This window comes from Bradyrhizobium tropiciagri (genome assembly GCF_018130545.1).
Taxonomy (GTDB): Bacteria; Pseudomonadota; Alphaproteobacteria; order Rhizobiales; family Xanthobacteraceae; genus Bradyrhizobium; species Bradyrhizobium tropiciagri_A.
The window spans coordinates 153,804-177,429 of sequence record NZ_JAFCKF010000011.1 but is presented as its reverse complement, the minus strand read 5'-3'; the positions used below and the strand labels follow the sequence as shown (position 1 = coordinate 177,429).

Sequence of the window (23,626 nt, the reverse complement as noted above, 5' to 3'; positions counted from 1 at the left end):
CTCATGGCGGCAGAATCGAGGAGACGAGCAACTGGGTGTAGGGCTCGCGGGGATCGTCGAGCACCTGGTCGGTGAGGCCGGTCTCGATGACGCGGCCGCCTTTCATCACCATCACGCGGTGCGACAGCAGGCGCGCAACCGCAAGATCGTGGGTGACGACGATGGCGGCCAGCCCGAGCTCGCTGACGAGGTTGCGCATCAGGTCGAGCAGCCGCGCCTGCACCGAGACATCGAGGCCGCCGGTCGGCTCGTCCATGAACACCAGCCGCGGCTCGGTGACGAGGTTGCGCGCGATCTGCAGCCGTTGCCGCATGCCGCCGGAATAAGTTTTCGGCGCATCATCGATGCGGCCAACGTCGATCTCGACCCGCTCCAGCCAGGTCGACGCGGTGTCGCGGATCCGGCCGTAGTGATTCCAACCCACAGCCATCAGCCGTTCGCCGACATTGGCGCCGGCCGAGACGCCCATGCGCAGGCCTTGCGCCGGGTCCTGGTGCACAAAGCCCCAGTCGGTGCGGAACAGGAAGCGCCGCTCTGCTTCACCCAATTCGGCAAGATCGCGCAGCACGCCGTCGCGCATCCGGTACGACACCCGGCCCGCGCTCGGCGCGAGCTGCGCGGACAGCAATTGCAGCAGGGTCGACTTGCCCGAACCGGATTCGCCGACGATCGCCAGCACCTCGCCGGGATAGAGCGCGAACGAGACGTCGCGGCAGGCAGGAAGCCGGCCGTAATTCTTGGCGAGCCCTTCGGCCACCAGCAGCGGCTGGTCGTTGTCGAGGCTTGCGAGCTCAGACATGCGCCTTCTCCTTGTGCAGCGCGGCGCTCTCGGTGCCGTGATGGCCGGCGGCCTGGCGCTGCTCGCAGAAGTCGGTGTCGGAACAGACGAACATCCGCCCGCCCTTGTCGTCGGTGACGATCTCGTCGAGATAGGAATTATCGGCGCCGCACAGCGCGCAGGGCGCGTTGAAGCGGTAGCGCGTGAACGGGTGATCCTCGAAATCCAGCGACACCACCGTGGTGTAGGGCGGGATCGCGTAGATGCGCTTCTCGCGGCCGGCGCCGAACAGCTGCAGCGCCGCGCAATTGTCCATCTTCGGATTGTCGAACTTCGGCGTCGGCGACGGGTCCATCACGTAGCGCGCGTTCACCTTCACCGGATAGGCGTAGGCGGTCGCGATGTGGCCGAAGCGCGCGATGTCCTCGTAGAGCTTGACGTGCATCAGGCCGTATTCGGCGAGCGCGTGCATCCGACGCGTCTCGGTCTCGCGCGGCTCGAGGAAGCGCAGCGGCTCGGGGATCGGCACCTGGTAGACCATCACCTGGCCGGCGTGCAGCGTCGCCTCAGGGATACGGTGCCTTGTCTGGATCACGGTCGCGTCCGTCGTGGAGGTCGTGGTCGCGACGCCGGCGGTCTTGCCGAAGAACTTGCGGATCGAGATCGCATTGGTGGTGTCGTCCGAGCCCTGGTCGATCACCTTCAGCACGTCGTCCGGGCCAAGGATCGCGGCCGTCACCTGCACGCCACCGGTGCCCCAGCCATAGGGCATCGGCATCTCGCGGCTGGCAAACGGCACCTGATAGCCGGGGATCGCGATCGCCTTCAGGATCGCGCGGCGGATCATCCGCTTGGTCTGCTCGTCGAGATAGGCGAAATTGTATGTCGGCGCGTTCATTCCGCGGCCTCCTGCAGTTCGACCGCCGGATTGGCTTCGGCGAATTCCTGCCGCAGCTTGCGCAGCAGGCCGAGCTCGGACTGGAAGTCGACATAATGCGGCAACTTGAGATGCTCGACGAAGCCGGTCGACTGCACATTGTCGGAGTGCGACATCACGAACTCCTCGTCCTGCGCCGGCGCCGCCGCTTCCTCGCCGAGCTCGCGTGCTCGCAGCGCGCGGTCGACCAGCGCCATCGACATGGTCTTGCGCTCGCTCTGGCCGAAGGCGAGGCCATAGCCGCGGGTGAAGCACGGTGCCTCGGTGGTCGAGCCCTTGAACTGGTTGACCATCTGGCATTCGGTCAGCTCGATCGAGCCGAGCGGCACGGCGAAGCCGACGTCCTCCGCGAACAGCTCGACCTCGACCTCGCCGAAACGGATCTCGCCGGCGAAGGGGTGATTGCGGCCATAGCCGCGCTGCGTCGAATAGCCGAGCGCGAGCAGGAAGCCCTCGTCGCCGCGCGCCAGGTTCTGCAGCCGCAGATCGCGATCGGCCGGGAAGCTCAGCGGCTCACGCGTGAGGTCACCGACCGGCGCGTCGGCCTCGGCCTGCGGCGAGGATTCGATCAGGCCATCGCGGCCGAGGATGTCGGTGACCCGCGGCGTTGCCGCCTGCGACGCCTCCGCGGTGGCCGGCTGCTCCGGCACGAAACCTTCCGCGAGCTGCGGATCGAGCAGGCGATGGGTGTAGTCGAAGGTCGGCCCCAGGATCTGGCCGCCCGGAACGTCCTTGAAGGTCGAGGAGATCCGCCGCCGCACCTGCATCTCGCCGGTGTTGACCGGCTCGGTGGCGCCGAAGCGCGGCAGCGTGGCGCGGAAGGCGCGGACCAGGAAGATCGCCTCGATCATGTCGCCGCGCGCCTGCTTGATCGCCAGCGCCGCGAGTTCGCGGTCGTACAGCGAGCCTTCGGTCATGACGCGATCGACGCCGAGCGCGAGCTGTTCGGAGATCTGCGCCAGCGTCACCTCGGCCACATCGCGATCGCCGCGCCGCTCATGCGCCAGCAGACGATGAGCGTTCTCGATGGCGCGTTCGCCTCCCTTGACGGCTACATACATCGCTCACACTCCGCTTGCGATCAGCCGCGTGGTGCGCGGGATCGCGACAATCGCATCATCATGGACCAGCACGACGTCGATGCCGCGCGGGAACAGGGCCTCGTTGATTGCCAGCCGCTGGAACAGATCGCGCGGCTTGATCATCGCCTGCAGCACCGCGCTGCCGTCGATCCCGGGCCCTTTCAGCTCGAACGCCGGCCCCTGCGTCAGGCTGTCGACCTGCAGGATCAGGGTGGTCGAGCGGTCCGGATATTCGCTGCTGCCGAACGCGAAACGCTCCAGCGTCGGCAGGTTCGCCGCATCGCCGATCAGCGCGAAGCTCGCGATCGAGGAATCCCCGACCACCGGCGCGCTGGCGTGAAACTTCAGCCAGCGGGCGACGTCAGGCGTCGCCGACGTCGCACCGTCGAGCCAGATCGGCGTGTCGTGATCGAACAGCGTCAGCGCGATCGCGGCCGCGCCGCGCATCATGCCGGCGGGCGTGCCGACATCAGCGGCGACGCGCTGCACGCTGCCCGGGCGCGCCATCGCATCCATCACGGAACGGAAGGTGGATTGCGCCGACAGCACCTTGTCGGCAAAGCCTGCGGGCATTTCGGCAATCGTCGTCATTGCATCACCCCTCACCGCGCACCATCGTGTAGAAATCGACCCGCGTCGCCGCCGTCTCTGCGGCCTTGCGGGCGCGTTCGGCATTCATCGCGGCACGCAGCGGCGCGATCACCTTGGCTTCAACCTCGCCGGACAACGCCGCCGATTGCACCATGGCATCACACAGCGCGATCATCCGCGCCTTCTCCGCATCGCGGCCGAGCGTGTAGCCGAAGCCGACCTCGCCGGTCGCAAGCCGCACCGCCGCACGCGACACCGTCGCCTCGCCGAGATTGAACGGCGCGCCGTCGCCACCGATCCGGCCGCGCACCATCACAAGGCCGTTTTCCGGTTCGCGGAGGTTCTCGTGGCTTGGCATCGCGATCGCCGCGAGCCTGCCGGCGATATCCGCAGCGGCGGCGTGCGCCAGCACCGTCATCGCAGCCTTGCGCTGGGCCTGTTTGCTGTCTGATCCGATCGAACTCATTGGCAACCTTGCTCGCATCAAGTTGTCTATGATACTAGACAACTTGATAGCGGACCGCCATGACTGTTTCGTGACAAACCGAAGATTTCTGGTATCACCGCGCGATGAGCATGCAGGAAAGTTCCGGCGTCGCCTTGTGGCGGCAGGTCGCCGACGGCATCGAGCGCGGCATCGCTGACGGCCGCTTTGCCGCGGGCGAAAAGCTGCCCGGCGAGATGGAGATCGCCGAGACTTACCGCGTCAATCGCCACACCGTACGGCGGGCGCTCGCCGCATTGGCGGAGCGCGGATTGGTGCGCGCCGAGCGCGGCAGCGGCACCTATGTCGAAGCGCAGCGCCTCGCCTACCCGCTGCGCTCGCGCACGCGATTCTCGGAGATCGTCGGCGCCGGCGGCCACGAGCCGCGCGGCCAGTTGATCGAGGCCGGTGAGGATACTGCCAACCGCGAGATCGCGCGCGAGCTGGGCCTGAAGATCGGTGCGCCGCTGATCCGGATCGAAGCGGTGCGGCTTGCCGACCGGACACCGATCTGCGTCTCCACCACATGGCTGTCGGCCGAACGATTTCCCGATGCTGGCAACGTGTTCGCCAACGTGCACTCGATGACGAAGCTGCTCGGGCACTACGGCGTCAAGGATTACCACCGCGCCTCGACCCGGATCACCGCGGCAATCGCCGATGCCACCGATGCGGCGCGGCTCGACCTGCCGCTGGGACGGCCGGTGCTGGTGGTCGATGCAACCGATGTCGACATGCTGGACCAGCCGCTGGTGACCAAGCGCTCGCGCTTCGCCGCCGAGCGCGTGGAGTTTCTGGTCGAGAACGGCTGACGATCCCCTTTGTAATCCGAACTGGATGGCCGAGCCCTGCAAGGCCCGATGTCTTGTGGCGTAGAGCGTGCGGGAGCTGCTGTTGCGGTCTCGCATTGACCTTGAGCAGTCGTCGCTGGCTAGCGGCATCACACCGCGCGCGCCAGCTAAAAGGATCCGAGTACCGAGCCCAATGCGATAACGACGACCAAGGCGATGATCGGTCCAACGATATTGGCCATCACCATATCGAGGTAGCTTTCGCGATGGGTCGAGCCGCACACCGCGAGCAGCGTCACGACGGCGCCGTTGTGCGGCAGGCTGTCGAGGGTACCGGAGCCGATCACGGCAATGCGGTGCATGAGCGCCGGGTCGACGTGGGCCGCCTGCGCAATTTGCAGGTAGGTCTCGCCAAGGGCATCGAGCGCGATGGTCAATCCGCCGGAGGCCGAGCCGGTCAAAGCCGCAAGGATGTTTGTCGCGATGGCGAGAGAAACGAGTGGACCGCCTGAGATCGACAGCATCCAACCGCGCACCAACGCAAAGGCCGGCAGCGCAGCGACGACGGCTCCAAAGCCCACCAGGCTTGCGACGCTGAAAATGGGGAGCACCGAGGCGTTTGCGCCGGCATCCATGCTCGCCCTCAGATCCGTCAGACGGGTTCGGTTGAGCGCGATGAGCGTTGCCGTGGCGGCGGCGAGAGCAACTGCGACCGACCACACCCCGGCGACGCCGGCAAGGGATGTCCCGCCCCAGCGCTCCTGCGCGAGGAACGAGAAATCGAGCCGTGGCAGGATCAGGAGCGACATGAGCAGGTTCACGCCCACGACCACGAGGAGCGGGATGATCGCCGTGGCGATCGGTGGCGGCACGTCGCCGCGTTTGCCATGCGCTATTTCAGCCGGGTCGAACTCGTGGGACGACGTGGCGCGCTCGCGAATGAATTGGTCATCAGCGACCGCTCCGGTGACGAGCTCTTCGTCGTTGCCATAGCCTTCACCGGCCTTGCGTGCCGATCGCTCGGCGCGGCCGAGCCACCAGAGCCCGAATGCGAGCATGATCGCCGCAGCGACGATTCCCAATCCGGGCGCTGCAAAGGGCGTGGTTCCGAAGAACGGCATCGGAATCGTATTTTGAATCGCGGGCGTTCCGGGCACTGCCGACATCGTGAATGTGGAGGTGCCCAGGGCGATGGTGGCCGGCATGAGCCGATGCGGGATGTTGGCGACGCGAAACATCTCCCGTGCCATCGGCGCCAAAACGAAAAAGGCGACGAAAAGGCTCACCCCGCCATAGGTGACCAGCGCGCCAGCAAGCACGACAGCAAGAATCGCGCGACGCGGCCCGAGCTTGGTGCTCATGAAATGGGCGATGGCGTGGACCGATCCGCTGTCGTCCATGAGCTTGCCGAACAGCGCGCCGAGCAGAAATATCGGAAAGAATTGCGCGATGAACTGCGCGGCGCCGCCCATGAAAGTCTGCGTCCAATGGGCGAGCAAAGGCTCGCCGGCAAAAGCCGCAGCGACGATCGCGACAGCCGGCGCCAGCAGCAGCACGCTCCATCCGCGGAACGAGAGCCAGATGAGCAGGCCAAGAGCGACCAGGATTCCAACGAGACCCATGGCGTCAAACCTGCTGCAAAAGCAAATCCAAGTCTATCGAGGAGCGCTTGCCGATGTTCTGGTCGTTCGCGGCGAGGAATGCCTCCGCGGCACGACGGCCTTCGTCGCGCAGCATACAGAGAAAATCCCACTCGGCATTAAGCTTCGACGACACGCCGAGTTCGGCCAAAGCCTGGCTGGCGATAAGATGAATGCGCATGTCGGCCCATTTGCGTCCCTCGGAGCTCCCGGCGTCCACGACCTGCCGCAGCAGCGCGATCATGCGCAACTCCTTGAGCAGCGTTGCGTTGAATGCAACCTCGTTCAACCGATCGAGGATCTCGCGCGCGGAGCGCGGTGTTCCGGGTCGCTCGACCGGGTTGACCGCAACCAGAAGCGTGTCGTGGGAGTCGCACTCGCGCACGAGCGGCGTGATCGTCGGGTTCCCGGAGTAGCCGCCATCCCAATAGGGCTCGCCATCGATCTCTATCGCGCGGAACATGGTCGGCAAGCAGGCGGAAGCGAGCAGAACGTCGGGTGTAAGCTCGGCGTTGCGAAACACACGCCCGCGACCGGTATGAACGTTGGTCGCCGTCACGAACAAACGGATCGGGGAGCTCGCGATCTGTCGAAAATCGACCGACTCGGCGAGGACCTCTTGCAACGGGTTTGTGCCGGCAAGATTCAGGTCATACGGCGAGAACATGCGGCTCGCCAGATCGAAGGCGAGATAGAAGGGCGACGTATCAAGAGTCCAGCGGCCAAGGATGACGTCCAGAGGGCTTCGCCTGATAGGGCTGAACCGCGCCGAGTCGGCGACCCGCCGCCAGAAGGCACTCAATGCAGACTTGGCGCCGGCGGGGCCGTCGGTCATGAAACCGCTCGCCAGCACAACGGCGTTCATCGCGCCGGCCGACGTGCCCGATATCGCCTCGATGCGCAGCCACGGCTCATCCATGAGGCGATCGAGCACCCCCCAGGTAAAAGCGCCGTGCGATCCACCGCCCTGCAGCGCGAGATCGACAAGCACGGGATCGCGTGCCTGGCCCGCGCCTGTTTGCGGCTCCTTCAAGGACATGGCGGGCTCCAACTGGAGTGCGAGCACGTCGCGGCCGGCGAACGACCGACAAAGAAGCCCTCAGCTCCTGCCGGGGAGCGGTTGCGGGAGTGGCCGCGGACGCTCGATTCCCGGCCGACCAGGTCTCGGAGGCCGAGTGACCGGGCGGTGGCTTGGCCGTCGCCATCCGTGCCATCCCGCCGGACCACCCCAACCCATGCCGCGCCTTGAACCAAAACCACACCGATACCAGCCACCACCACGCCATCCCCTGCTGTACCAACAGTAGCGCTGGCCTCTCCAGGTGAACTGGATGGTTTCCGCGAGACGAAGCTCGTCGGCGGCCTGACGCAGGGCCAGCGGCGCAATGAGGCCAGCCTGCGAACGACTGCTGGTCGCCGTAATCCCCGCCGAAGCAATCCCAAGTGTGAGCCCCCATAGAAGCAATTTACGCATGATTTTCTCCCGGCTTTGACAGCGCAGAAGGAAACCGCCTGGGTTGCCGCGGAGCCGCACGGCTGCAGCCGGTCTCCTTCGCGGGCGATCCCGCCCTCGGGACCAATGCCGTTGGACACTGATCCCCAGCAAAACTGAGCGAGTGCCGATCGCGACGCTGCTTTGGCGCTGGCGCCAGGCTTTGGCTCACTCGCTAGGCAGCCTTGGCCTGGGTTGCGGCTGCGAGAGTGTCGCGCAGATGCTGCTCTTTCTTTTCATCGAGCGAGGTCGTCAGGACGATCCCTCCCGCATCCTTGATCGCATTGAGAACCTTGTCTGAGGTCATCGATTTGATCAGCAGGAATAGAACGGCATCGCCCGATTTCACCTTCGATGCGAGATCCTTCATGAACTGGTCTCTGATGCCGAAATCGGTCAGCGCGCCGCTCAGTGCGCCTGCGCCGGCTCCGAGAGCCACGCCGAGAAGAGGATTCAGGAAGACCATCCCCAAAAGCAGCCCCCAGAAGCTGCCACTTGCGGCGCCGGTCATCGTGGTGTTCACAAGTTGATTGAGCTTTACAGAGTCTCCGGTTTTGACTGCGATCACGGCATCGCTGATCGTGATCAGATACTCGCCCTGGAGCTTGAGTATTTTCTGCCGCACTTCCTCTGCTTTGACTTCAGTTGGATACACGATCGCAACGAGATCTGACATTGAACACTCCCTGATGACTTGAAAGTGCCGCCCCGATTGCGCATTTGATGCGCAGCCAAATTTTAACACAGACCCCAATGTCTCTTGCCGGCTAATCAGACTCGCAGGTTCACAATCCCGAGATGCTTCGCGCACTCGGTGCAATTGAGTAAGCGGCATTGTCGTATGTGTCTCGAACAAGGACTCGCAGCGAGCTTGTCTGCGGCGACCTCCTGACTTCGACCGATACTGCTTGCCATACGCAGCAAGCCCAACGTGCAACAGTCAGCGTTACCAGAATTCAGACAGGGCGGTCGCGACTGCCAGTCGCGGCTTGATCCGCCGGATGACGAATTCCCATCTCTTGCTGACTTCAAGCCGCCGCTGCTCTAGCTTGATTGGTCCAGTTGTCGGTGCACTGCGAAGAGAGCACGCATGTCGACGGCGATTTCGGTCCTCGGTGGAGTTGGTCTGTTCCTGCTCGGCATGAGCGTCATGACCGCCGGCCTCAAGGGACTCGCCGGTTCGAAGTTGCGGACAGTCCTCGGCAAGGCAGCGGCGACCCCGCTATCCGGTGCGCTCTGGGGCGCCATCGTGACCCTGATCGTGCAATCGTCCAGCGCAACGACCATGACCACCATCGGTCTGGTCAGCGCGGGCGTGCTGACCTTTCCGCAAGGGCTGGCGCTTGTGTTCGGCGCGAATGTCGGAACCACGGGAACCGGCTGGCTCGTTGCGCTGATCGGTGTTCGCGTATCCCTCACGGCCGCGTCGCTCCCGATGATTTTCGTCGGCGCGCTGATCAAACTGTTGGGCCGTGGCCGTCTATCCGCAGCGGGAGCGGCCCTTGCGGGGTTCGCGCTGGTGCTGTTCGCGCTCACGACCCTGCAGCAGGGCATGGGAGGACTAGCCGAACAGTTGCACCCGGCGGACTTGCCGGCTGTTCTCGGCACCACGTGGCGGGCCGGCTTGTACGGGGTGATGATGCTGACGGTCGTCGGACTGGTGATGACCGCCGTGATGCAATCATCGACCGCGGCTATCGCAGTGACTCTCTCGGCAAACTATGCGGGGGCCATCGGCCTGGACCAGGCATGCGCACTGATCATTGGGCAGAACATCGGAACGGCGACCAGTTCTGCCATGGCGGCAATCGGCGCGAGCAGCACCGCCAAGCGCTTGGCCCTCGCGTACATCTTGTTCAAGCTGATTGCGGCGGCTATTGCGCTGGTGCTCTTCCCCGTGACTATTCCCCTTCTGGTCCGCGCCTCAGACAGCATTGCAGGCGTCACGCTGCTTGCCGCCTATCACTCCGCCTACAACGTCGTCGGCGTCCTGGTGCTGTTGCCTGTGATCAATGGCTTTACCCGGCTCGCCGAGCGCATCCTGCCCGAACGCGGCTCACCGCTAACCCGGTGTCTGGATCCAGCAGCGCTTGCAACTCCGATAGCAACCGTCGAAGCAGTGCGACGCACAGTCGCGCGTGCGCTTGAAACAATGTGCGGATCACTGGCGATCGCACTGTCAGCAGTGAATCAAGACGCCTCCGTCCCGGCGAGACTGACTACAGCGCCAGCGACGGAAGCTGCCTCTGCCCTGCGCCAGGCGCAGGAGTTCATATCGGAGGTAAGCGGACCTCCTGAATCGCAGGATGAGCAGCGGCGACTCACCAGCACACTGCATGCACTCGACCACGCATCTCGGCTGGCCGAAATCCTCGGCGAGGAAACCGAATTCGGGATGCCGCCCGGCGGCTCCCAGGACATGCGCGCGGTGGAAATGTGCGTGGAAGCCATGCGTAGTGCGGCCTCGCTCGCGGCTGAAGTCGCCGTCGTGCCCGACACGTCCAATTGCGAAACGGAAATCGAGCTGAAGACTGCGCCGACGCGGTCACCCACCCCGGAGAAGGAATTCGCGGCCGCCCGAACATCGACCGAACAGGTCCTCGCGCACCTGGAACGCTCCGCGAAGGCACTCGGCGACGTGCGGAGACACCACCGCAAGACAACGCTCGGCTCAGTGGCGAGCGGAGCGGTGAGCGCGGACGACGCAATCGCTCGCGTTGAAGCCGTACGGCGCCTCGAAGCGCTCGCGCATCATGCCTGGCGCTCTGCCGTGCACCTTCTCGGTCGCAGCGCATAGCGCGGTGCAAGAACTCGGCTGTCTCGCAAGTCGTGTAAGCTACACCACCGCCCTTTGCCCGATGATCGCGAACCGCAGCTTGCTCGAGATGAAATCGATCACTGCGACCGCGATCAGGATCATCAGGATCAGGAACGACACCTTCTGCCATTCCAGCACGCGGATCTGCTCGGCGAGTTGCAGCCCGATGCCGCCGGCGCCGACGATACCGATGATGGTGGCCGAACGGGTGTTCGACTCGATGAAATAGAGCACCTGTCCGGCGATCACCGGCAGCACCTGCGGCAGCAGCCCGAAACGAATCTCATGCAGCGCGTTGCCGCCGGATGCCCTGATACCCTCGACCTGCTTGCGGTCGGCCGCCTCGATCGCCTCGGAGAACAGCTTTCCGAACGCACCGAAGTCGGAGACCATGATCGCGAGCACGCCAGCAAACGGGCCGAGGCCGACGACATTGATCCAGACCAGCGCCCAGATCAGCGTATCGACGCCGCGGATCGAATCCAGGAAGCGGCGCACCGGAAAACGGATCAGGTTCGACGGGATGATGTTGCGCGCGGCGAGCAGGCTGACCGGGAGCGCGAATAGCGCTGCGAGCGTGGTGCCGAGCAGTGCGATCGACAGCGTCTCGCCGAGCGCCTGCATGTAGAGCGGGAACGACGAGCCGGGATTCGGCGGGATCATCATCATGGTGATCCAGCCGAGCTGGCTCATCCCCGTGATCAGCTTGGTCGGCGAGAAGTCGAGATCGACCAGGCCGTAGACGAAGATCGCGAGCGCCGCCACGATCATCGCCGGCAGCGCCAGCCGTGCCGACGCGGGACGCTCGAACACGCCGGGGTATTTCGCACGCAGTCCCGAGGTGTCCGGCTTCGGCATCTGGCTCATCGGTGGGTCTCCTTGCCGAACAGCCGGCCGCGCAGCCAGCCGGTCGAGATGTCGATGATGAAGACGGTGACGATGATGGTGACGAGGATGGCGCTAACGTCGGAGTAATAGAACTTGCGGATCGCGACCACGAGCTCCTGACCTATGCCGCCGGCGCCGACGAAGCCCATCACCGACGCTTCGCGGACATTGATCTCGAAGCGCAGCAGCGCATAGCTGGCGTAGCCCGCCGAGACTTGCGGCAGGATGGCAAAGCGCATGCAGGACAGCCAGCTCGCGCCGGTGGAGCGGATGCCCTCGACCGGCTTCATGTCGGCATTCTCGACGATCTCGGCAAACAGCTTGCCGAGCGCGCCTGTGGTGTGGATCGCGATCGCCAGCACGCCGGCCATCGGCCCGAGGCCGAACGCGATCACGAAGATCAGCGCGAACACGATACCGGGCACGGTGCGAGCGAATTCCAGCAGACGGCGGATGATGAAGCGCACCCAGGGCCCCGGCGAGGTGTTCTGCGCGGCGAAGAAGTTCAGCGCGAAGGCGAACACGGCGCCGGTCAATGTACCGACATAGCTGATCAGCAGCGTCTCGCCGAGCAGGCGGAGCCATTTCTTCAGGCCCCAGAACCACTCCAGCGGATCGGTCCACACCCGCGCCCCGGAATCCAGCGTCAGGATGCGGTCGAAATAGCTGAGGAAATTGCCGAAATAAGTGAAGAAGGTGCGCAGATTGACTTCGGCGCCGAGTGCCGCGATCACCAGCGCGGCGCAGAACACGGCGGTGGCCAGCGTCGCCTTCAACCGCTTGCGCGCAATCGCCTTGCGGTAGGCATCGTTCAGCGCCGCCAGTTGCTGCGCTGGAAGGATGGAAATGGCGGTCGCCATCGATGCGGACCAGTCTGCTCGAGGGATAAACGAAAAGGGCCGGGTTGTCGAAACCCGGCCCAATTCAGCGGCGATGCGATCAGGACGCTTTCTTGCGCAGCGCGTCGACGAACTTGATCAGCTCGATGGTCTTGTCGTAGTCGGCGTTGGTGACCGGCTGCCACGGCAGGTTCTTGCCGTCGGACAGTTTCTTGAAGGCTTCCGGATCCTTCTTCGGCATGTCGAGGAAGGCCTGCTTGATCTTCGCCTTCATGTCGTCGGGGAGGCTCTCGAGATAGGCGTAGGGCGAGTTGATGATGAGGTCGGACTTCACGATGATGCGGAAGTCTTCCTTCTTCAGCGGCGTGCCGTCGCTCGACTTCACCATGTTCTTGGCGAGCATGCGGGTCAGGTTGGAATCGTCATCGGCATTCCACCAGTTGGCGGCGACGTCGACGGTGCCCTGCGCCAGCGCCAGCACGGCGTTCTCGTGGCTGCCGGTGAACACGACCTTGGAGAAATAGGCATCCGGATCGATGCCCATCGCGTTCAGCTTGAAGCGCGGCATGTTGTTGCCGGAGGTCGAGTTCGGATCGACCAGGCCGAGGTTCTTGCCTTTGAGGTCTTCGACCTTCTGGTACGGGCTCTTGGCGAGCACGTAGAACACCGAATAGTAGCCCTTCGAACCGTCGGCGTTGACATCGATCACGAACGCGTCGGTCTTGACACCGGTGAGGCGGGCGCGGGCGAACGACGCCGGGCCGTAATAACCGATGTGGATGTTGCCGGCGCGCTGGCCTTCGATGACGGCCGCATAGTCGTTGGCGACGCGCAGGTTCACCTTGATGCCGAGTTCCCTGGTCAGATACTCGGTGAGCGGACCGTAGCGCTCGGTGACACCGGAGCCGTTTTCAGCGGGGATCACGGCGAAGGTGATCTCCGGATATTTGGTCTTCCAGTCCTCGGCCGAAGCCGAGCCTGCGAACGCCAGCGCGGCTGCGCCGGCCAGAATGATGCGACGAGTGATCATGTTACCCCTCTTTTTGGTAGTTACGCCTGTTGGCCGGGCGAAATGCCCGGTTGCCCAGATTTCCGGTAATGCGACGCTCAGGCCGCGGCAGCGGTGCCGAGTGCCGGAGCAGTTGCGCCGTCGGGCGCGGGCAACGGCGCCGCACCGATGACGTCATTGGCCTCGAGGTCATAGAGCTCGCGGGCGATATGGTCGGTCAGCGCCGCAGGCGCTCCGTCGAACACCACGCGACCCGCAGCCATGCCGACCAGGCGATCGCAATAGGTGCGCGCAAGGTCGAGCGAGTGCAGATTGCAGAGCACGGTGATGCCGAAATGCTTGTTGATGCGCAGCAGCGCATCCATCACGATCTTGGTGTTGCGCGGATCGAGCGAAGCGATCGGCTCGTCGGCAAGGATGATATCGGGCTCCTGCACCAGCGCGCGGGCGATCGCGACGCGCTGCTGCTGCCCACCGGAGAGCTGGTCGGCGCGCTGCGCCGCGAGCTGGGCGATGTCGAACTGCTCGAGCGCCGACAGCGCAAGCGCCCTGTCCTGCTCCGGCCAGACCTGCGCCAGCGAGCGCCATGACGGGATCTGGGCGAGCCGGCCCATCAGCACGTTGGTCAGCACGTCGAGACGACCGACCAGATTGAACTGCTGGAAGATCATCGCCGAACGCGCCCGCCACTGCCGCAGCTCCTTGCCGCGCAGCGCGGTGACATCGGTGCCTTCAAACAGAATGCGGCCGGAGGTCGGATCGGCAAGACGGTTGATCATCCGCAGCAGCGTCGACTTGCCGGCACCGGAGCGACCGATCACACCGACGAAGCTGCCCGGCGCGATCGAAAACGACGCGTTGTCGACTGCGGCTTTCGTGCCGAAACGGCACGTCAAACCTTCCACCACCAGCATGTAATGCTCCAACCGCGTCTCGTTGGGCCATCGCTATCCCCAGCGTTTTACAGTTATGTGACGTGACGTTGCGGTGCGGCGATCGTCCACACCCGCTCGCATGTCGTCATTGTAACGTCATGATGTCGTCATCAAGCATCCCGATGACGGACGCGCATCTCCCCGGAAGCCAACGATTTGCAAGAATTGCGGAGGGCCCTGATGGCCGGAAAAACACTCTCGGTTGTACCGACCGTCGACCCGACTGCGTCGGTCCGTGAGAGCAAGCTCGGCAAATATACCGAGGTCGGCGCGCGCACGATCCTGCTTGAAGTCAGCATGGATGACTATTCCTACGTCGTGAACGACAGCCAGATCACTTACACCTCGATCGGCAAGTTCTGCTCGATCGCGGCGATGACCCGGATCAACCCTGGCAACCACCCGATGCATCGCGCGACGCAGGCGCACTTCACCTACCGCGCCAGCGCCTATTTCCCCGGAGAGAGCGACGACATCGATTTCTTCAACTGGCGACGTGCGCATCACGTGCATATCGGCCATGACGTCTGGATCGGTCACGGCGCGATCCTGCTGCCGGGACGCAACGTCGAAACCGGCGCCGTGGTCGCTGCCGGTGCGATCGTGACCAAGGATGTCCCCGCCTATACCATCGTTGCCGGAAATCCGGCGCGTCCGGTCAAGCGCCGCTTTTCCGGGACCACAGCGGATCGCCTCACGGCGCTCGCGTGGTGGGACTGGGATCACGAAACACTTCGTCGTGCGCTGCCCGATTTTCGCAAGCTCGCGGTGGAAGAATTCCTCGACAAGTATGAGGCCGAGGCCGTATCCCGATCACAGGACAAGCAACGGAGCGCCGCATCGTGACTGACATTTTCATCGAAGGCGGGCGCGCGCTGGTCGACGGGGCATTGATCGAGAGTTCGCTGCGGACCGCCGGCCGCGACATCGGCGCACTCGACGCCGAGCAGGGCCGCGCCGCGCTCCACATCGATGCCAAGGGCCTGCTGGTACTGCCCGGCATCATCGACCTGCACGGCGATGCGTTCGAGCGGCAGATGATGCCGCGCCCGAGCGTCGACTTCCCGACCGACGTGGCGATTATTGACAGCGACCGCCAGGCGATCGCCAACGGCATCACGACCGTATTCCATGGCACGACCTGGTCGTGGGAGCCCGGCCTGCGCAGCGCGGAGAATGCGCGCAGGCTGCTCGATGCGATCGAGGCGCTGCGGCCGCAGCTCGCCGCCGACACCCGCTTCCATTTGCGTCACGAGACCCACAATCTCGACGCCGAGGCCGAGATCATTCAATGGCTCACCGAAGGCCGCATCGACCTGTTTGCCTTCAACGACCACAGCAACGTCAAGCCGAAGAAGCGCAACCAGCTCGCCGAACGCACAGGACTCTCCGTCGACGCCGTCAACGACATGCTCGATCGGATCGTGGCGCGCCGTCCCGAGGTGCCGGCTTCGATCGTGCGGCTGGCTACGGCTGCACGCGCGGCAAATATCCGCATGCTCTCGCATGACGACAACAGCCCGGCGATGCGTCAGGAGTTTCGTGCGCTGGGCGCCACGATCGCCGAATTCCCCGTCAACGAGGAGACCGCGCGCGATGCCGCCGCTGCCGGCGACTTCATCGTGTTCGGCGCGCCCAATGTGGTGCGCGGCGGCAGCCACACCGGCTGGACCAAGGCGTCCGACATGATCGCGCAGGGCCTCTGCTCGGTGCTGGCGTCCGACTATTACTATCCGGCGCAGCTGCTTGCGGCGTTCCGGCTCGTCGCCGACGGTATCCTGCCGCTCGTCAAGGCGTGGGACTTGATCTCGTCGGCGCCGGCGCGCGCCGCAGGGCTCGCCGATCGCGGCGTGCTCGCCGCAGGCCGCCGCGCCGACATCATCGTCGTCGACGACAAGGTGCCGCTGCGGCCGCGCATCGTCGCCGTGATCGCGGCCGGGCGGCTGGTGCATCTGGCGGACGCAAGCTGCCTCGTTCACACGCTCGCGCCGCGCAAGACGGTTGCGGCGGCGTAGTCAGGCTCTATTCTGCCGCCATGACCCCCGCCCCGCGCTACGCGATCTACTACGCGCCGTCCCCTGACAGCGCCCTGCACCGCTTCGGCTCGACGCTGCTCGGCTACGATGCCGTCGAGGGCAACGACCTGCCGTTTCCCGACGACGTCACGCCCGACTGGCGCGAAGTGACGGAGGATCCGCGCAAATACGGTTTTCACGCCACGCTGAAGGCGCCCACCGCGCTCGCCGACGGCAGGAGCGAGTCCGAACTTCTCGACGCCTGCGCCGCCTTCGCTGGCCGCGCGCGGCGCATTCCCCTGATAGAACCGGTGGTCGATGCGATCAGCGGCTTCATCGCCGTGATCCCGGCCAGCCGCTCGGACGAATTGCAGCAGCTTGCCGCCGATTGCGTCACCGAATTCGACGCATTTCGCGCGCCGCTTACGCCGGACGATCGCGCGCGGCGCAAACCCGAACGGCTCACGGAACGGCAGCGCGACTATCTCGACCGCTGGGGCTATCCCTACGTCATGGAAGAATTCCGCTTCCACATGACGCTGACCGGGCGGCTGAGCGACGAACGGCGCGGCCCGATCGTGGCGCGGCTGCGCGAGCGGTTCGCGGCGATCGAGCTCACGACACTCGCAATCGACCGCATCGCGCTGTTCAAGCAAGCCGACAACGCATCCCGCTTCCGGATCATCGGCAGCTGGCCGTTGCGCGCGCAATAACGGACGCTACTCGTCCACCCTAGTGCGCGCGATGATCTCGGCGGCGCCCTTGTCCAACAGCTCCATGCCGACGGCGCGGCCGAGTTCGCGCGGGCGGTCCGCCGGTCCGCGCCGCGTCACCTCGATGAAGCCGGCGCCGGCCTCATCGAGCACGGAAGCGCGCAGCGTCATCTCGCTGCCCGTGAGCGTGGCGTGGCCGGCGATCGGCGAATTGCAATGGCCGTTGAGCACCCACAGCACCTCGCGCTCGGCCTCGGCGGCAAGCCGCGACGGCGCGTTGTCGATTGCAGAGAGGCGCGCGCGCGTCGCCCAGTCGGTCTCAACGCATTCGACCGCGACGATGCCCTGGCCAACTGCCGGCAACATCTCGCCGACGGAAAAATCATGCGCGATGCGCGCGGTCATGCCGATGCGCTCGAGACCCGAGCGCGCCATGACAAGCGCATCCGCCGGCCCGACCTCGCCGCCATCCGGCAGCCGTTGCTTGTCGCCGCGATCGAGTTTGGCAACCCGCGTATCGGCGGCGCCGCGATAATGGATCACGGTCGCTTCCGGAAACAGCCGGCGCAGATAGGCGGCGCGGCGCACGGCGTTGGTGCCGATCATGAAGCCCTTGCCGCGCGCGGCGCGCAGGGTCTCCAGCGACAGGCCGGGCCGCAGCACGAGGCTGTCATTGGCAGCATCGCGCGCCAGCATCGCCGCAAGGACGAGGCCCGGCGTCTCCTCATTGCCCGGCACATCCTTCAGCGAATGCATCGCGGCCTGCAAAATGCCCGCGCGCATCGCTTCGCGGATCTCGGCGACGAAGGCGCCGCCCTTGCCGCCGTGACGCAGCAGCTTGCTGGTCTGGTCCTGGTCGCCACGGGTCTCGAACTTGACGATGTCCACGGCAAGGTCGCCCGCCGAGGCGCGCAGCAGCCGCGCGACCTCGTCCGTCTGCGCGAGTGCCATCGCGCTCTTGCGCGTCCCTATCCGCAAAACCTGTCCCGACACGAAAGCTCCGCTGCGTGATCATCAACGGCTGGGGATTAGAACAAAAGGCCAGTCAAAACAATGGTTTTTGCCCCCCGCCTGGCGAGGCTCAGACGATCTCCTCGACAAGCTTCACGCCGGCCTCGCGCATCGCTGCGATGGCGGCCGCAAGCGAACCGCCGAGATCAATCGCCCGGCAGCCCGGCAACACGACCACCGTCTCGAAGCCGAGCCGCCGTGCATCCAGGGCTGAATACTGCACGCAAAAATCCGTCGCGAGCCCCGTCATCAGGACGCGCCTGAGGCCGCGCTCGCGCAGATAGCCGGCGAGCCCGGTCGGCGTGGTCCGGTCGTTCTCGAAGAACGCCGAATAGGAATCGATCGCGCTGCGGAACCCCTTGCGGATTACGAGCTCGGCGCGGTCGGTGGCGAGGCCTGAATGAAACGCGGCGCCCGCGGTACCCTGGATGCAGTGATCCGGCCACAGCGTCTGCGGCCCATAGGGCATGGTGATTGAGGAGAACGGCGCCGCGCCCGGATGCGAGCTCGCAAACGAGCTGTGGCGAGCCGGGTGCCAGTCCTGGGTCAGTACGACATGGTCGAACCGCACCGCGAGGCGGTTGATCACCGGCACGACGGCATCGCCGTCGGTCACCGCCAGCGCGCCGCCGGGGCAGAAGTCGTTCTGCACGTCGATGATCAGCAGGAGATCGTCGGGCTCGATCTTCATCAGGTACCGATCCGCAACGAGGCGCGCAATTTGCGCAAGCAGGCGATCACCGACAGCGCGGTGATGCGGCCGGTCTTGGGATTCTCCGAGGGGATGTTCTCGATCATCATCGAGAACCGCGCGGAATCGGAATCGACCTCGATGCGGTGGGTGTTACGCGTCACCGTCGGATCGGCCCAGATCTCGACCCGGGTCCGGTCGGGGCCGATGCCGGCGAGCGACAGCGCCACCGCAACGTTGAGGTTGGCCGGAAAGCCCTTTGCGGCATCGCGCGCGCTGCCTTCGAAGATGCGCAGCGGTTCGGTGATCCCCTCGATCTTGATGTTGTTCTCGACCAGATGCGGCGCGCCGAGGAGACCCGCGACCGGCTTCCGCGTCACGAGCTTCGCCGAATGGATGGTCCCGATCGCCGCCGCGGTCACCGCGTCGAGCCCAATCAGCGCGCCGGTCGGCACGATGATCTGGCCGCCATGGGCTCGCGCGAGATCGACCAGGTCCTCGTTCTGCAACAGCGCACCGACGCTGAGCACCACCGCGGTCTTGCCGCGCTCGACCACCGGCGCCACGATCGAACGGACCACCTTGCTCGGCGCGCACTCGACCACGATGTCAGCAACATCGGCGAGCTGCTCGATCGATACCAGCTGCGGTGCGGATTTTAGCTGCGCGACCCAGCCGCGGTGCTTGTCCGGGCTGTTCGCCGACACCGCAACCAGCGTCAGGCCCTCGATACCCTGATCGAGCGCCTTGACGACGTCGGTACCGATCGCGCCGAGGCCGGCGACCGCGACCCGCAACTTTGCTTTACCGTCTGCCATCATTTCCCACCGGCGAGCATCTTGACCAGGCGATAGAGATATTCCTCGCCTTCGTAGAAGGACTTTACGAGCACCCGCTCGTCCTTGCCATGGTTCCGGTTGTCATCGACATCGGCGCCGAGCCCGGAATGGCCATAGGTCGGAATTCCCGCATTGCGCAGATAGCTGCCGTCGGTCGCGCCGGTGCTCATGACAGGAACGATCGCCGCGTCCGGCCAGAACTCCTTCGACAGCTTCTCGATCGAACCCATGATCTCCTCGTTCAGGGGCGATGGCGGGCTCAGCACCGCCTTGCCGGTCGGGGTCACCTCGATCTGCTTGTCGGCGAGCACGCGCTCGATCGTTGCCTGGACACCATCGACCGGCTCGCCGGGGAGGATCCGACAGTTCACCTTGGCCGTCGCCAGCTGCGGCAATGCGTTGATGGCGTGGCCGCCCTCCAGCATGGTCGCGACACAGGTGGTACGGAGCTGGGCGTTGTAGCCCGGACTCTCCGACAATCGCGCCAGCGCCGCCGGGTCAGGCTGCGGCGCTAGAATTGCCTTGATGTCGTCGGCATGCGACTTGTCGACGTCGGCCGTCTTGGTGAAATAGATTCGCGTGGTCTCGTTGAGATTCATCGGGAAGCTGTAGTTGGAGAGCCGCACAAGGCCCTCCGCGAGCCGATAGATCGCATTGTCCTTGCGCGGCAGCGACGAGTGGCCGCCGCGATCCTTCACCGTGAGCTGATAGCCGACCGAGACCTTCTCGCTGGTCTGCACGCTGTTGCGGATCGCCTTGCCGTTCTTCAGGCCGACGCCGCCGCCCTCGTTGAGCGCGAACTCGGCATCGATCAGGTCGCGGTGGTTCTTGATCAGCCACTGCATGCCAAGAGCGTTGGAATCGAGGATTTCCTCGTCGGTCTCCAGCGCCACGATGATGTCGCGGTCGGGGTTGTAGCCTTCCTTCTTGTAGCGGATCAAATTGGTGATGAAGGCGGACGCCATGTATTTGTCGTCACTCGAGCCCCTGCCGTAGAAATAGCCGTCCTGCTCGGTGAGCTTGAACGGATCGACCGACCAATCCTCGCGCAACGCGGGGACGACATCGATATGCGCAACCAGCAGGATCGGCTTGCGCGCACCGGAGCCGTGCAGCCGCGCCACCAGATTTCCCTTGTGCGGCGCGGGCGAGAACACATGCACATCGGCCTCGGGGAAGCCAGCGGCGCGGAGCCGCGCGCCCATCGCCTCCGCCGCCTTCTGGGTATCGCCGGTCGCGGTCGTGGTGTTGATCTCGACCAGCTCCTGGTAGATGCCCCGAGCAAATTGCTGCTGTTCGGTCAGTCCTTCCGCGCTGGCGCCGGTTGCGAGCAGAACCGGAGCGAACGCTGCCGCGAGTTGCAGTGTTCGAACCATGTTTCGGGTCTTTTGCGACATCGTGCTCTCCCGGAATTCCACCACCTGATTGGAGATGAATTCAGACAGGCGACGCGCGCTTTGGCAAGACGGCGAGCCCTTCAAATTCCGCGCGCATGCTCCGCAGTTTCGTGCACGCTATTTGGAGTCCTTATTTGGAATCCTTGGCCGCGATCACCTCGATCTCGACCAGGAAGCCGGGATTGGCAAGCGCCGCGACGCCGACCACCGAGCGCGCCGGCAGGTTCGGCTGGCTACCGCCGAAGAACTGGGTGTAGCCCTCCATGAAGGCCTTGAAGTCCATCGGCGCGGACGCGTTGTGCACCAGGAACACCTGCATCTTGACGACATCGCCCATGCCAAGCCCCTGGCCTTCCAGAATGGCCTTGATACGGTTGAGCACGCCGACGGTCTGGGTCTTGGTGTCGCCATAGGCCTGAGGGCTCGACGGATCCGCGTCCTTGTTGACGACCGGCGGCACCTGGCCGCTGACATAGACCGTCGTGGTGTTGCCGGTGACGGTCACGGCCTGCGCGATCGGGAATGTCGAGTTGGGAATCGGATGCCTGACCACATCCGCAGAGGCCGCAGTCACCATCGCCGACAGCGCGACACCCAACACGATAGCGGTGAACTTCATCAAACTCTCCCCAGAATAGGCAGTGCGGTCAACGGCGGGCGTCCTGGACGTCCTTGGTCGTCACCGCGTCCTGATAATTGTTGCCGAAGTGCGTCCGCAGATAATTCACAACGGCGGCGACTTGACCATCGGTCATCATGTCGCCGAATGCCGGCATGCCGCGGCGACCGTTGACGACCAGGAAGATCGGATAGCTGCCGGTTTCCAGATTCTTGTTGCCGGCGAGCGACGGATAGGTGCCGGCGCCGCTCGCACCCGTGGCATCCGGCATGTGACAGCCCTGGCAGACATTGCCGAACAGCTCCTCGCCGGTCATCTCCACGAAGCGGTAGCCCGAAGAGAAAGTACGTTTGCCCGCCCCGCTGTCCTGCCCAAGGGCCGCGGGTGCCGACAACAGCGCCAGCGCGGCGATCACAGATGTTCCTGTCCGCATCATCACGTCTTCACCACACGTTCGTGCAATCGGGTAATGGCGTCGAGCGCGGACAGGATCGCCCCCTCCTGCCAGGCCGGCAGCTGCGAGGCATGCTCGCCCGCCAGCGCGATGCGACCGTCGATCTGGCAGAGATTGCGGTAATGCTGCGCCCGCCCGGCCTCGGTCCATTCGCCGGCGCAGCCGAGCGTGAACGGCACGCGATGCCAGGCCACCGCGACGCCGTTCTCGAACTCGCTTTTGTACTGCGGATGAATCGCGGCACCGAACTCGACTGCGCTCGCGACCCGCTCGGCCGGCGTCATCGCGGTGAACTCGAAGGAATTGGCGCCCTCATACAAATAGGCGCCGAGCAGAACGCCACGGCCGCCGCGGTTGAAGCCATAGTTCGGATAGCCGATATTCCGGATCGGCAGGTCGGTGTAGCTGATGCCGCCATAGATCGCGTCATCCTCCTCCCAGAACCGCCGCTTGAACTGCAGCCCGACCTTCACCGAGGCGGCGTAAGGCAGGGAATCGATCGCATTCTTCATCGGCCCGCTGACGTCCAGCGGGAGCTGGCTCAGGATCGGCAACGGAATGGTGCAGATGCACCAGTCGGCGGTGGCCTGCTGCACCGCCGAGGGATTGGCGGTGTCGACATAGCTCACGGTGACGCCGGAGCTGTTCTGCTGGATCTGCGTGACCTTGGCGTTATAGCGGATGAGATCGCCGACCTCGCGCACGAACGCCTTGCCGATCATGTCCATGCCGCCGACCGGCTGGAACATGGAGGGTTGGAAATCGTAATGCGCGAAGTTTTGGACGTAGCGCCACATCCGCGACCGCAGCAACTCCTGGAACGGGATCGGATCGCTGGGCAGCGGATCGCCCATCAACCCGCCGCCGGGATCGCGCGCATATCCGCGAACGTCGGCGGAGCGCAGATTGGCGTTGTACTTGTAGTCGCGATCCAGCGCGCCCCAGTCGCGCAGCGCCTGTAGCAGGATCTCCTGGTCTTCCTTGCCGACGAACTCGTCGAGCCTGCCCTGCTGGCTGACTTTCGCAAGCAGCTCGGCCACGCCGCCCTGGAAATCCGCCTTGATGCTGCGAAAGCGCTGCGGCTTGCCGTCGAATGCACGCGTCGCGTGCAGATAGGCGTTGTGGTTGAGCTGGATGAAGGGTTCCAGCGTCACATTGAGCCGACGGCAGTAATCGAGCAGCGCGCGATGATGATAGGGAATCCGCCACGGGCCAGGATTGAGATAGAGCCCCTGCTCGAACTGGCAGGTCTGCTTGAATCCGCCGAGCTCGGTAAAGCTGTCACCGCCGCGGATCGTCCAGTTGCGGCCGCCGGCGCGGTTGTTGAATTCAAGGATCTGGACCTTGTAGCCGGCCTTGCGCAGTTCCAGCGCCGCCGTCATGCCGGCCAGCCCGGCGCCGAGAATCAGCACCGAAGCCCCCTTCACGTCGCCCGCAAGCTTGAGCGGCCCCTTGTAGGCGGACTCCGATGCGAAGCCGAGGCTCGTCATCGCATGATACATCGCCGAACTGCCGGCGATGGTCCCGATCAGCGCCAGCAAATCCCGCCGCCTGATCACAGATTCGTTCTGCACCCGCGCTCACCCAGCCGCTGACGTCGATG

The 23,626-nt window shown here is 64.8% G+C and carries 24 protein-coding genes; 5 read left to right on the top strand and 19 right to left on the bottom strand.

Features of this window, described 5'->3' with window-relative positions:
- Nucleotide 1: 1 nt before the first annotated feature.
- From phnK to phnG, 5 genes are read right to left on the bottom strand one after another with little or no spacing between them, the layout of a single operon-like run.
- Complete coding sequence (gene phnK, locus JQ616_RS36005; protein WP_212022914.1) at nucleotides 2-799, bottom strand: phosphonate C-P lyase system protein PhnK; 798 nt, start codon at nucleotides 797-799, stop codon at nucleotides 2-4.
- Nucleotides 792-1,676: an alpha-D-ribose 1-methylphosphonate 5-phosphate C-P-lyase PhnJ gene (locus tag JQ616_RS36000; RefSeq protein WP_212022913.1), complete on the bottom strand. Its 885-nt coding sequence runs from the start codon at nucleotides 1,674-1,676 to the stop codon at nucleotides 792-794. The genes phnK and JQ616_RS36000 overlap by 8 nt, the downstream gene beginning before the upstream one ends.
- On the bottom strand, nucleotides 1,673-2,776 hold the full coding sequence (locus JQ616_RS35995) for a carbon-phosphorus lyase complex subunit PhnI (protein WP_212022912.1): 1,104 nt from the start codon (nucleotides 2,774-2,776) through the stop codon (nucleotides 1,673-1,675). The genes JQ616_RS36000 and JQ616_RS35995 overlap by 4 nt, the downstream gene beginning before the upstream one ends.
- A 3-nt stretch (nucleotides 2,777-2,779) precedes the next feature.
- A complete protein-coding gene (gene phnH, locus JQ616_RS35990; protein ID WP_212022911.1) occupies nucleotides 2,780-3,388 on the bottom strand; it encodes a phosphonate C-P lyase system protein PhnH in 609 nt (202 codons plus the stop codon).
- A 4-nt stretch (nucleotides 3,389-3,392) separates the two neighbouring features.
- Nucleotides 3,393-3,854, bottom strand: coding sequence for a phosphonate C-P lyase system protein PhnG (gene phnG, locus JQ616_RS35985; RefSeq protein WP_212022910.1), 462 nt, complete (start codon nucleotides 3,852-3,854; stop codon nucleotides 3,393-3,395).
- Nucleotides 3,855-3,958: 104 nt separating this feature from the next.
- Between phnG and phnF the strand changes: the two genes are divergently transcribed.
- Nucleotides 3,959-4,684 carry a phosphonate metabolism transcriptional regulator PhnF gene (gene phnF / locus JQ616_RS35980; RefSeq protein ID WP_212022909.1) on the top strand — a complete coding sequence of 242 codons (726 nt, stop codon included), beginning with the start codon at nucleotides 3,959-3,961 and terminating at the stop codon, nucleotides 4,682-4,684.
- Between the two features lie 146 nt (nucleotides 4,685-4,830).
- Here the strand turns inward: phnF and JQ616_RS35975 are convergent, their stop codons facing one another.
- The 3 genes from JQ616_RS35975 to JQ616_RS35965 form a co-directional block, all read right to left on the bottom strand.
- A complete protein-coding gene (locus tag JQ616_RS35975; protein WP_212022908.1) occupies nucleotides 4,831-6,285 on the bottom strand; it encodes a GntP family permease in 1,455 nt (484 codons plus the stop codon).
- 4 nt (nucleotides 6,286-6,289) lie between these two features.
- Entirely contained in the window at nucleotides 6,290-7,342 is a 1,053-nt protein-coding gene (locus tag JQ616_RS35970) for a patatin-like phospholipase family protein (protein ID WP_212022907.1), read from the bottom strand.
- A gap of 628 nt (nucleotides 7,343-7,970) precedes the next feature.
- A complete protein-coding gene (locus JQ616_RS35965) occupies nucleotides 7,971-8,471 on the bottom strand; it encodes a DUF1269 domain-containing protein (RefSeq protein WP_212022906.1) in 501 nt (166 codons plus the stop codon).
- 414 nt (nucleotides 8,472-8,885) lie between these two features.
- Between JQ616_RS35965 and JQ616_RS35960 the strand changes: the two genes are divergently transcribed.
- Nucleotides 8,886-10,592, top strand: coding sequence for a Na/Pi cotransporter family protein (locus JQ616_RS35960; protein ID WP_212022905.1), 1,707 nt, complete (start codon nucleotides 8,886-8,888; stop codon nucleotides 10,590-10,592).
- Between the two features lie 39 nt (nucleotides 10,593-10,631).
- Here JQ616_RS35960 and phnE (JQ616_RS35955) read toward each other — a convergent pair whose 3' ends face one another.
- The 4 genes from phnE (JQ616_RS35955) to phnC form a co-directional block, all read right to left on the bottom strand.
- Nucleotides 10,632-11,480, bottom strand: coding sequence for a phosphonate ABC transporter, permease protein PhnE (gene phnE / locus JQ616_RS35955; protein ID WP_212022904.1), 849 nt, complete (start codon nucleotides 11,478-11,480; stop codon nucleotides 10,632-10,634).
- Nucleotides 11,477-12,361, bottom strand: coding sequence for a phosphonate ABC transporter, permease protein PhnE (gene phnE / locus JQ616_RS35950; RefSeq protein WP_212022903.1), 885 nt, complete (start codon nucleotides 12,359-12,361; stop codon nucleotides 11,477-11,479). The genes phnE (JQ616_RS35955) and phnE (JQ616_RS35950) overlap by 4 nt, the downstream gene beginning before the upstream one ends.
- A gap of 79 nt (nucleotides 12,362-12,440) precedes the next feature.
- A complete protein-coding gene (phnD, locus tag JQ616_RS35945) occupies nucleotides 12,441-13,370 on the bottom strand; it encodes a phosphonate ABC transporter substrate-binding protein (RefSeq protein WP_212022902.1) in 930 nt (309 codons plus the stop codon).
- Between the two features lie 77 nt (nucleotides 13,371-13,447).
- Entirely contained in the window at nucleotides 13,448-14,263 is an 816-nt protein-coding gene (gene phnC / locus JQ616_RS35940; RefSeq protein WP_137477271.1) for a phosphonate ABC transporter ATP-binding protein, read from the bottom strand.
- A 201-nt stretch (nucleotides 14,264-14,464) separates the two neighbouring features.
- Between phnC and JQ616_RS35935 the strand changes: the two genes are divergently transcribed.
- Genes JQ616_RS35935 through JQ616_RS35925 form a run of 3 tightly spaced genes read left to right on the top strand, consistent with a single transcriptional unit; the run spans nucleotide 14,465 to nucleotide 17,012 of the window.
- Nucleotides 14,465-15,130, top strand: a complete 666-nt coding sequence (locus JQ616_RS35935; RefSeq protein WP_212022901.1) for a chloramphenicol acetyltransferase — start codon at nucleotides 14,465-14,467, stop codon at nucleotides 15,128-15,130.
- Complete coding sequence (locus JQ616_RS35930; protein ID WP_212022900.1) at nucleotides 15,127-16,299, top strand: alpha-D-ribose 1-methylphosphonate 5-triphosphate diphosphatase; 1,173 nt, start codon at nucleotides 15,127-15,129, stop codon at nucleotides 16,297-16,299. The genes JQ616_RS35935 and JQ616_RS35930 overlap by 4 nt, the downstream gene beginning before the upstream one ends.
- Before the next feature lie 20 nt (nucleotides 16,300-16,319).
- Complete coding sequence (locus JQ616_RS35925) at nucleotides 16,320-17,012, top strand: DUF1045 domain-containing protein (RefSeq protein ID WP_212022899.1); 693 nt, start codon at nucleotides 16,320-16,322, stop codon at nucleotides 17,010-17,012.
- 6 nt (nucleotides 17,013-17,018) lie between these two features.
- Here the strand turns inward: JQ616_RS35925 and hemC are convergent, their stop codons facing one another.
- From hemC to JQ616_RS35890, 7 genes are all read right to left on the bottom strand, one after another.
- Nucleotides 17,019-17,990 (bottom strand): hydroxymethylbilane synthase, encoded by a 972-nt coding sequence (gene hemC, locus JQ616_RS35920; RefSeq protein WP_212022951.1) that lies wholly within the window; start codon nucleotides 17,988-17,990, stop codon nucleotides 17,019-17,021.
- Nucleotides 17,991-18,093: 103 nt separating this feature from the next.
- Nucleotides 18,094-18,714, bottom strand: a complete 621-nt coding sequence (pncA, locus tag JQ616_RS35915; protein WP_212022898.1) for a bifunctional nicotinamidase/pyrazinamidase — start codon at nucleotides 18,712-18,714, stop codon at nucleotides 18,094-18,096.
- Nucleotides 18,714-19,532, bottom strand: a complete 819-nt coding sequence (locus JQ616_RS35910) for an aspartate dehydrogenase (protein WP_212022897.1) — start codon at nucleotides 19,530-19,532, stop codon at nucleotides 18,714-18,716. The genes pncA and JQ616_RS35910 overlap by 1 nt, the downstream gene beginning before the upstream one ends.
- On the bottom strand, nucleotides 19,532-20,950 hold the full coding sequence (locus JQ616_RS35905; protein WP_212022896.1) for a M20/M25/M40 family metallo-hydrolase: 1,419 nt from the start codon (nucleotides 20,948-20,950) through the stop codon (nucleotides 19,532-19,534). Before JQ616_RS35905 ends, JQ616_RS35910 begins: the two co-directional genes overlap by 1 nt.
- A 130-nt stretch (nucleotides 20,951-21,080) precedes the next feature.
- Nucleotides 21,081-21,569, bottom strand: coding sequence for a Rid family hydrolase (locus JQ616_RS35900; protein WP_249137737.1), 489 nt, complete (start codon nucleotides 21,567-21,569; stop codon nucleotides 21,081-21,083).
- A 28-nt stretch (nucleotides 21,570-21,597) separates the two neighbouring features.
- Nucleotides 21,598-21,984: a c-type cytochrome gene (locus JQ616_RS35895; protein WP_349630090.1), complete on the bottom strand. Its 387-nt coding sequence runs from the start codon at nucleotides 21,982-21,984 to the stop codon at nucleotides 21,598-21,600.
- A gap of 20 nt (nucleotides 21,985-22,004) precedes the next feature.
- Nucleotides 22,005-23,597 carry an NAD(P)/FAD-dependent oxidoreductase gene (locus JQ616_RS35890; protein WP_212022895.1) on the bottom strand — a complete coding sequence of 531 codons (1,593 nt, stop codon included), beginning with the start codon at nucleotides 23,595-23,597 and terminating at the stop codon, nucleotides 22,005-22,007.
- Nucleotides 23,598-23,626 lie beyond the last annotated feature (29 nt).

What these genes read in the sequence shown, in the direction of transcription:
- phnK (WP_212022914.1), bottom strand. Translation starts at nt 799, where the DNA reads ATGTCTGAGCTCGCAAGCCTCGACAACGACCAGCCGCTGCTGGTGGCC.
- JQ616_RS36000 (WP_212022913.1), bottom strand. Translation starts at nt 1,676, where the DNA reads ATGAACGCGCCGACATACAATTTCGCCTATCTCGACGAGCAGACCAAG.
- JQ616_RS35995 (WP_212022912.1), bottom strand. Translation starts at nt 2,776, where the DNA reads ATGTATGTAGCCGTCAAGGGAGGCGAACGCGCCATCGAGAACGCTCAT.
- phnH (WP_212022911.1), bottom strand. Translation starts at nt 3,388, where the DNA reads ATGACGACGATTGCCGAAATGCCCGCAGGCTTTGCCGACAAGGTGCTG.
- phnG (WP_212022910.1), bottom strand. Translation starts at nt 3,854, where the DNA reads ATGAGTTCGATCGGATCAGACAGCAAACAGGCCCAGCGCAAGGCTGCG.
- phnF (WP_212022909.1), top strand. Translation starts at nt 3,959, where the DNA reads ATGAGCATGCAGGAAAGTTCCGGCGTCGCCTTGTGGCGGCAGGTCGCC.
- JQ616_RS35975 (WP_212022908.1), bottom strand. Translation starts at nt 6,285, where the DNA reads ATGGGTCTCGTTGGAATCCTGGTCGCTCTTGGCCTGCTCATCTGGCTC.
- JQ616_RS35970 (WP_212022907.1), bottom strand. Translation starts at nt 7,342, where the DNA reads ATGTCCTTGAAGGAGCCGCAAACAGGCGCGGGCCAGGCACGCGATCCC.
- JQ616_RS35965 (WP_212022906.1), bottom strand. Translation starts at nt 8,471, where the DNA reads ATGTCAGATCTCGTTGCGATCGTGTATCCAACTGAAGTCAAAGCAGAG.
- JQ616_RS35960 (WP_212022905.1), top strand. Translation starts at nt 8,886, where the DNA reads ATGTCGACGGCGATTTCGGTCCTCGGTGGAGTTGGTCTGTTCCTGCTC.
- phnE (WP_212022904.1), bottom strand. Translation starts at nt 11,480, where the DNA reads ATGAGCCAGATGCCGAAGCCGGACACCTCGGGACTGCGTGCGAAATAC.
- phnE (WP_212022903.1), bottom strand. Translation starts at nt 12,361, where the DNA reads ATGGCGACCGCCATTTCCATCCTTCCAGCGCAGCAACTGGCGGCGCTG.
- phnD (WP_212022902.1), bottom strand. Translation starts at nt 13,370, where the DNA reads ATGATCACTCGTCGCATCATTCTGGCCGGCGCAGCCGCGCTGGCGTTC.
- phnC (WP_137477271.1), bottom strand. Translation starts at nt 14,263, where the DNA reads ATGCTGGTGGTGGAAGGTTTGACGTGCCGTTTCGGCACGAAAGCCGCA.
- JQ616_RS35935 (WP_212022901.1), top strand. Translation starts at nt 14,465, where the DNA reads ATGGCCGGAAAAACACTCTCGGTTGTACCGACCGTCGACCCGACTGCG.
- JQ616_RS35925 (WP_212022899.1), top strand. Translation starts at nt 16,320, where the DNA reads ATGACCCCCGCCCCGCGCTACGCGATCTACTACGCGCCGTCCCCTGAC.
- pncA (WP_212022898.1), bottom strand. Translation starts at nt 18,714, where the DNA reads ATGAAGATCGAGCCCGACGATCTCCTGCTGATCATCGACGTGCAGAAC.
- JQ616_RS35910 (WP_212022897.1), bottom strand. Translation starts at nt 19,532, where the DNA reads ATGGCAGACGGTAAAGCAAAGTTGCGGGTCGCGGTCGCCGGCCTCGGC.
- JQ616_RS35905 (WP_212022896.1), bottom strand. Translation starts at nt 20,950, where the DNA reads ATGTCGCAAAAGACCCGAAACATGGTTCGAACACTGCAACTCGCGGCA.
- JQ616_RS35900 (WP_249137737.1), bottom strand. Translation starts at nt 21,569, where the DNA reads ATGAAGTTCACCGCTATCGTGTTGGGTGTCGCGCTGTCGGCGATGGTG.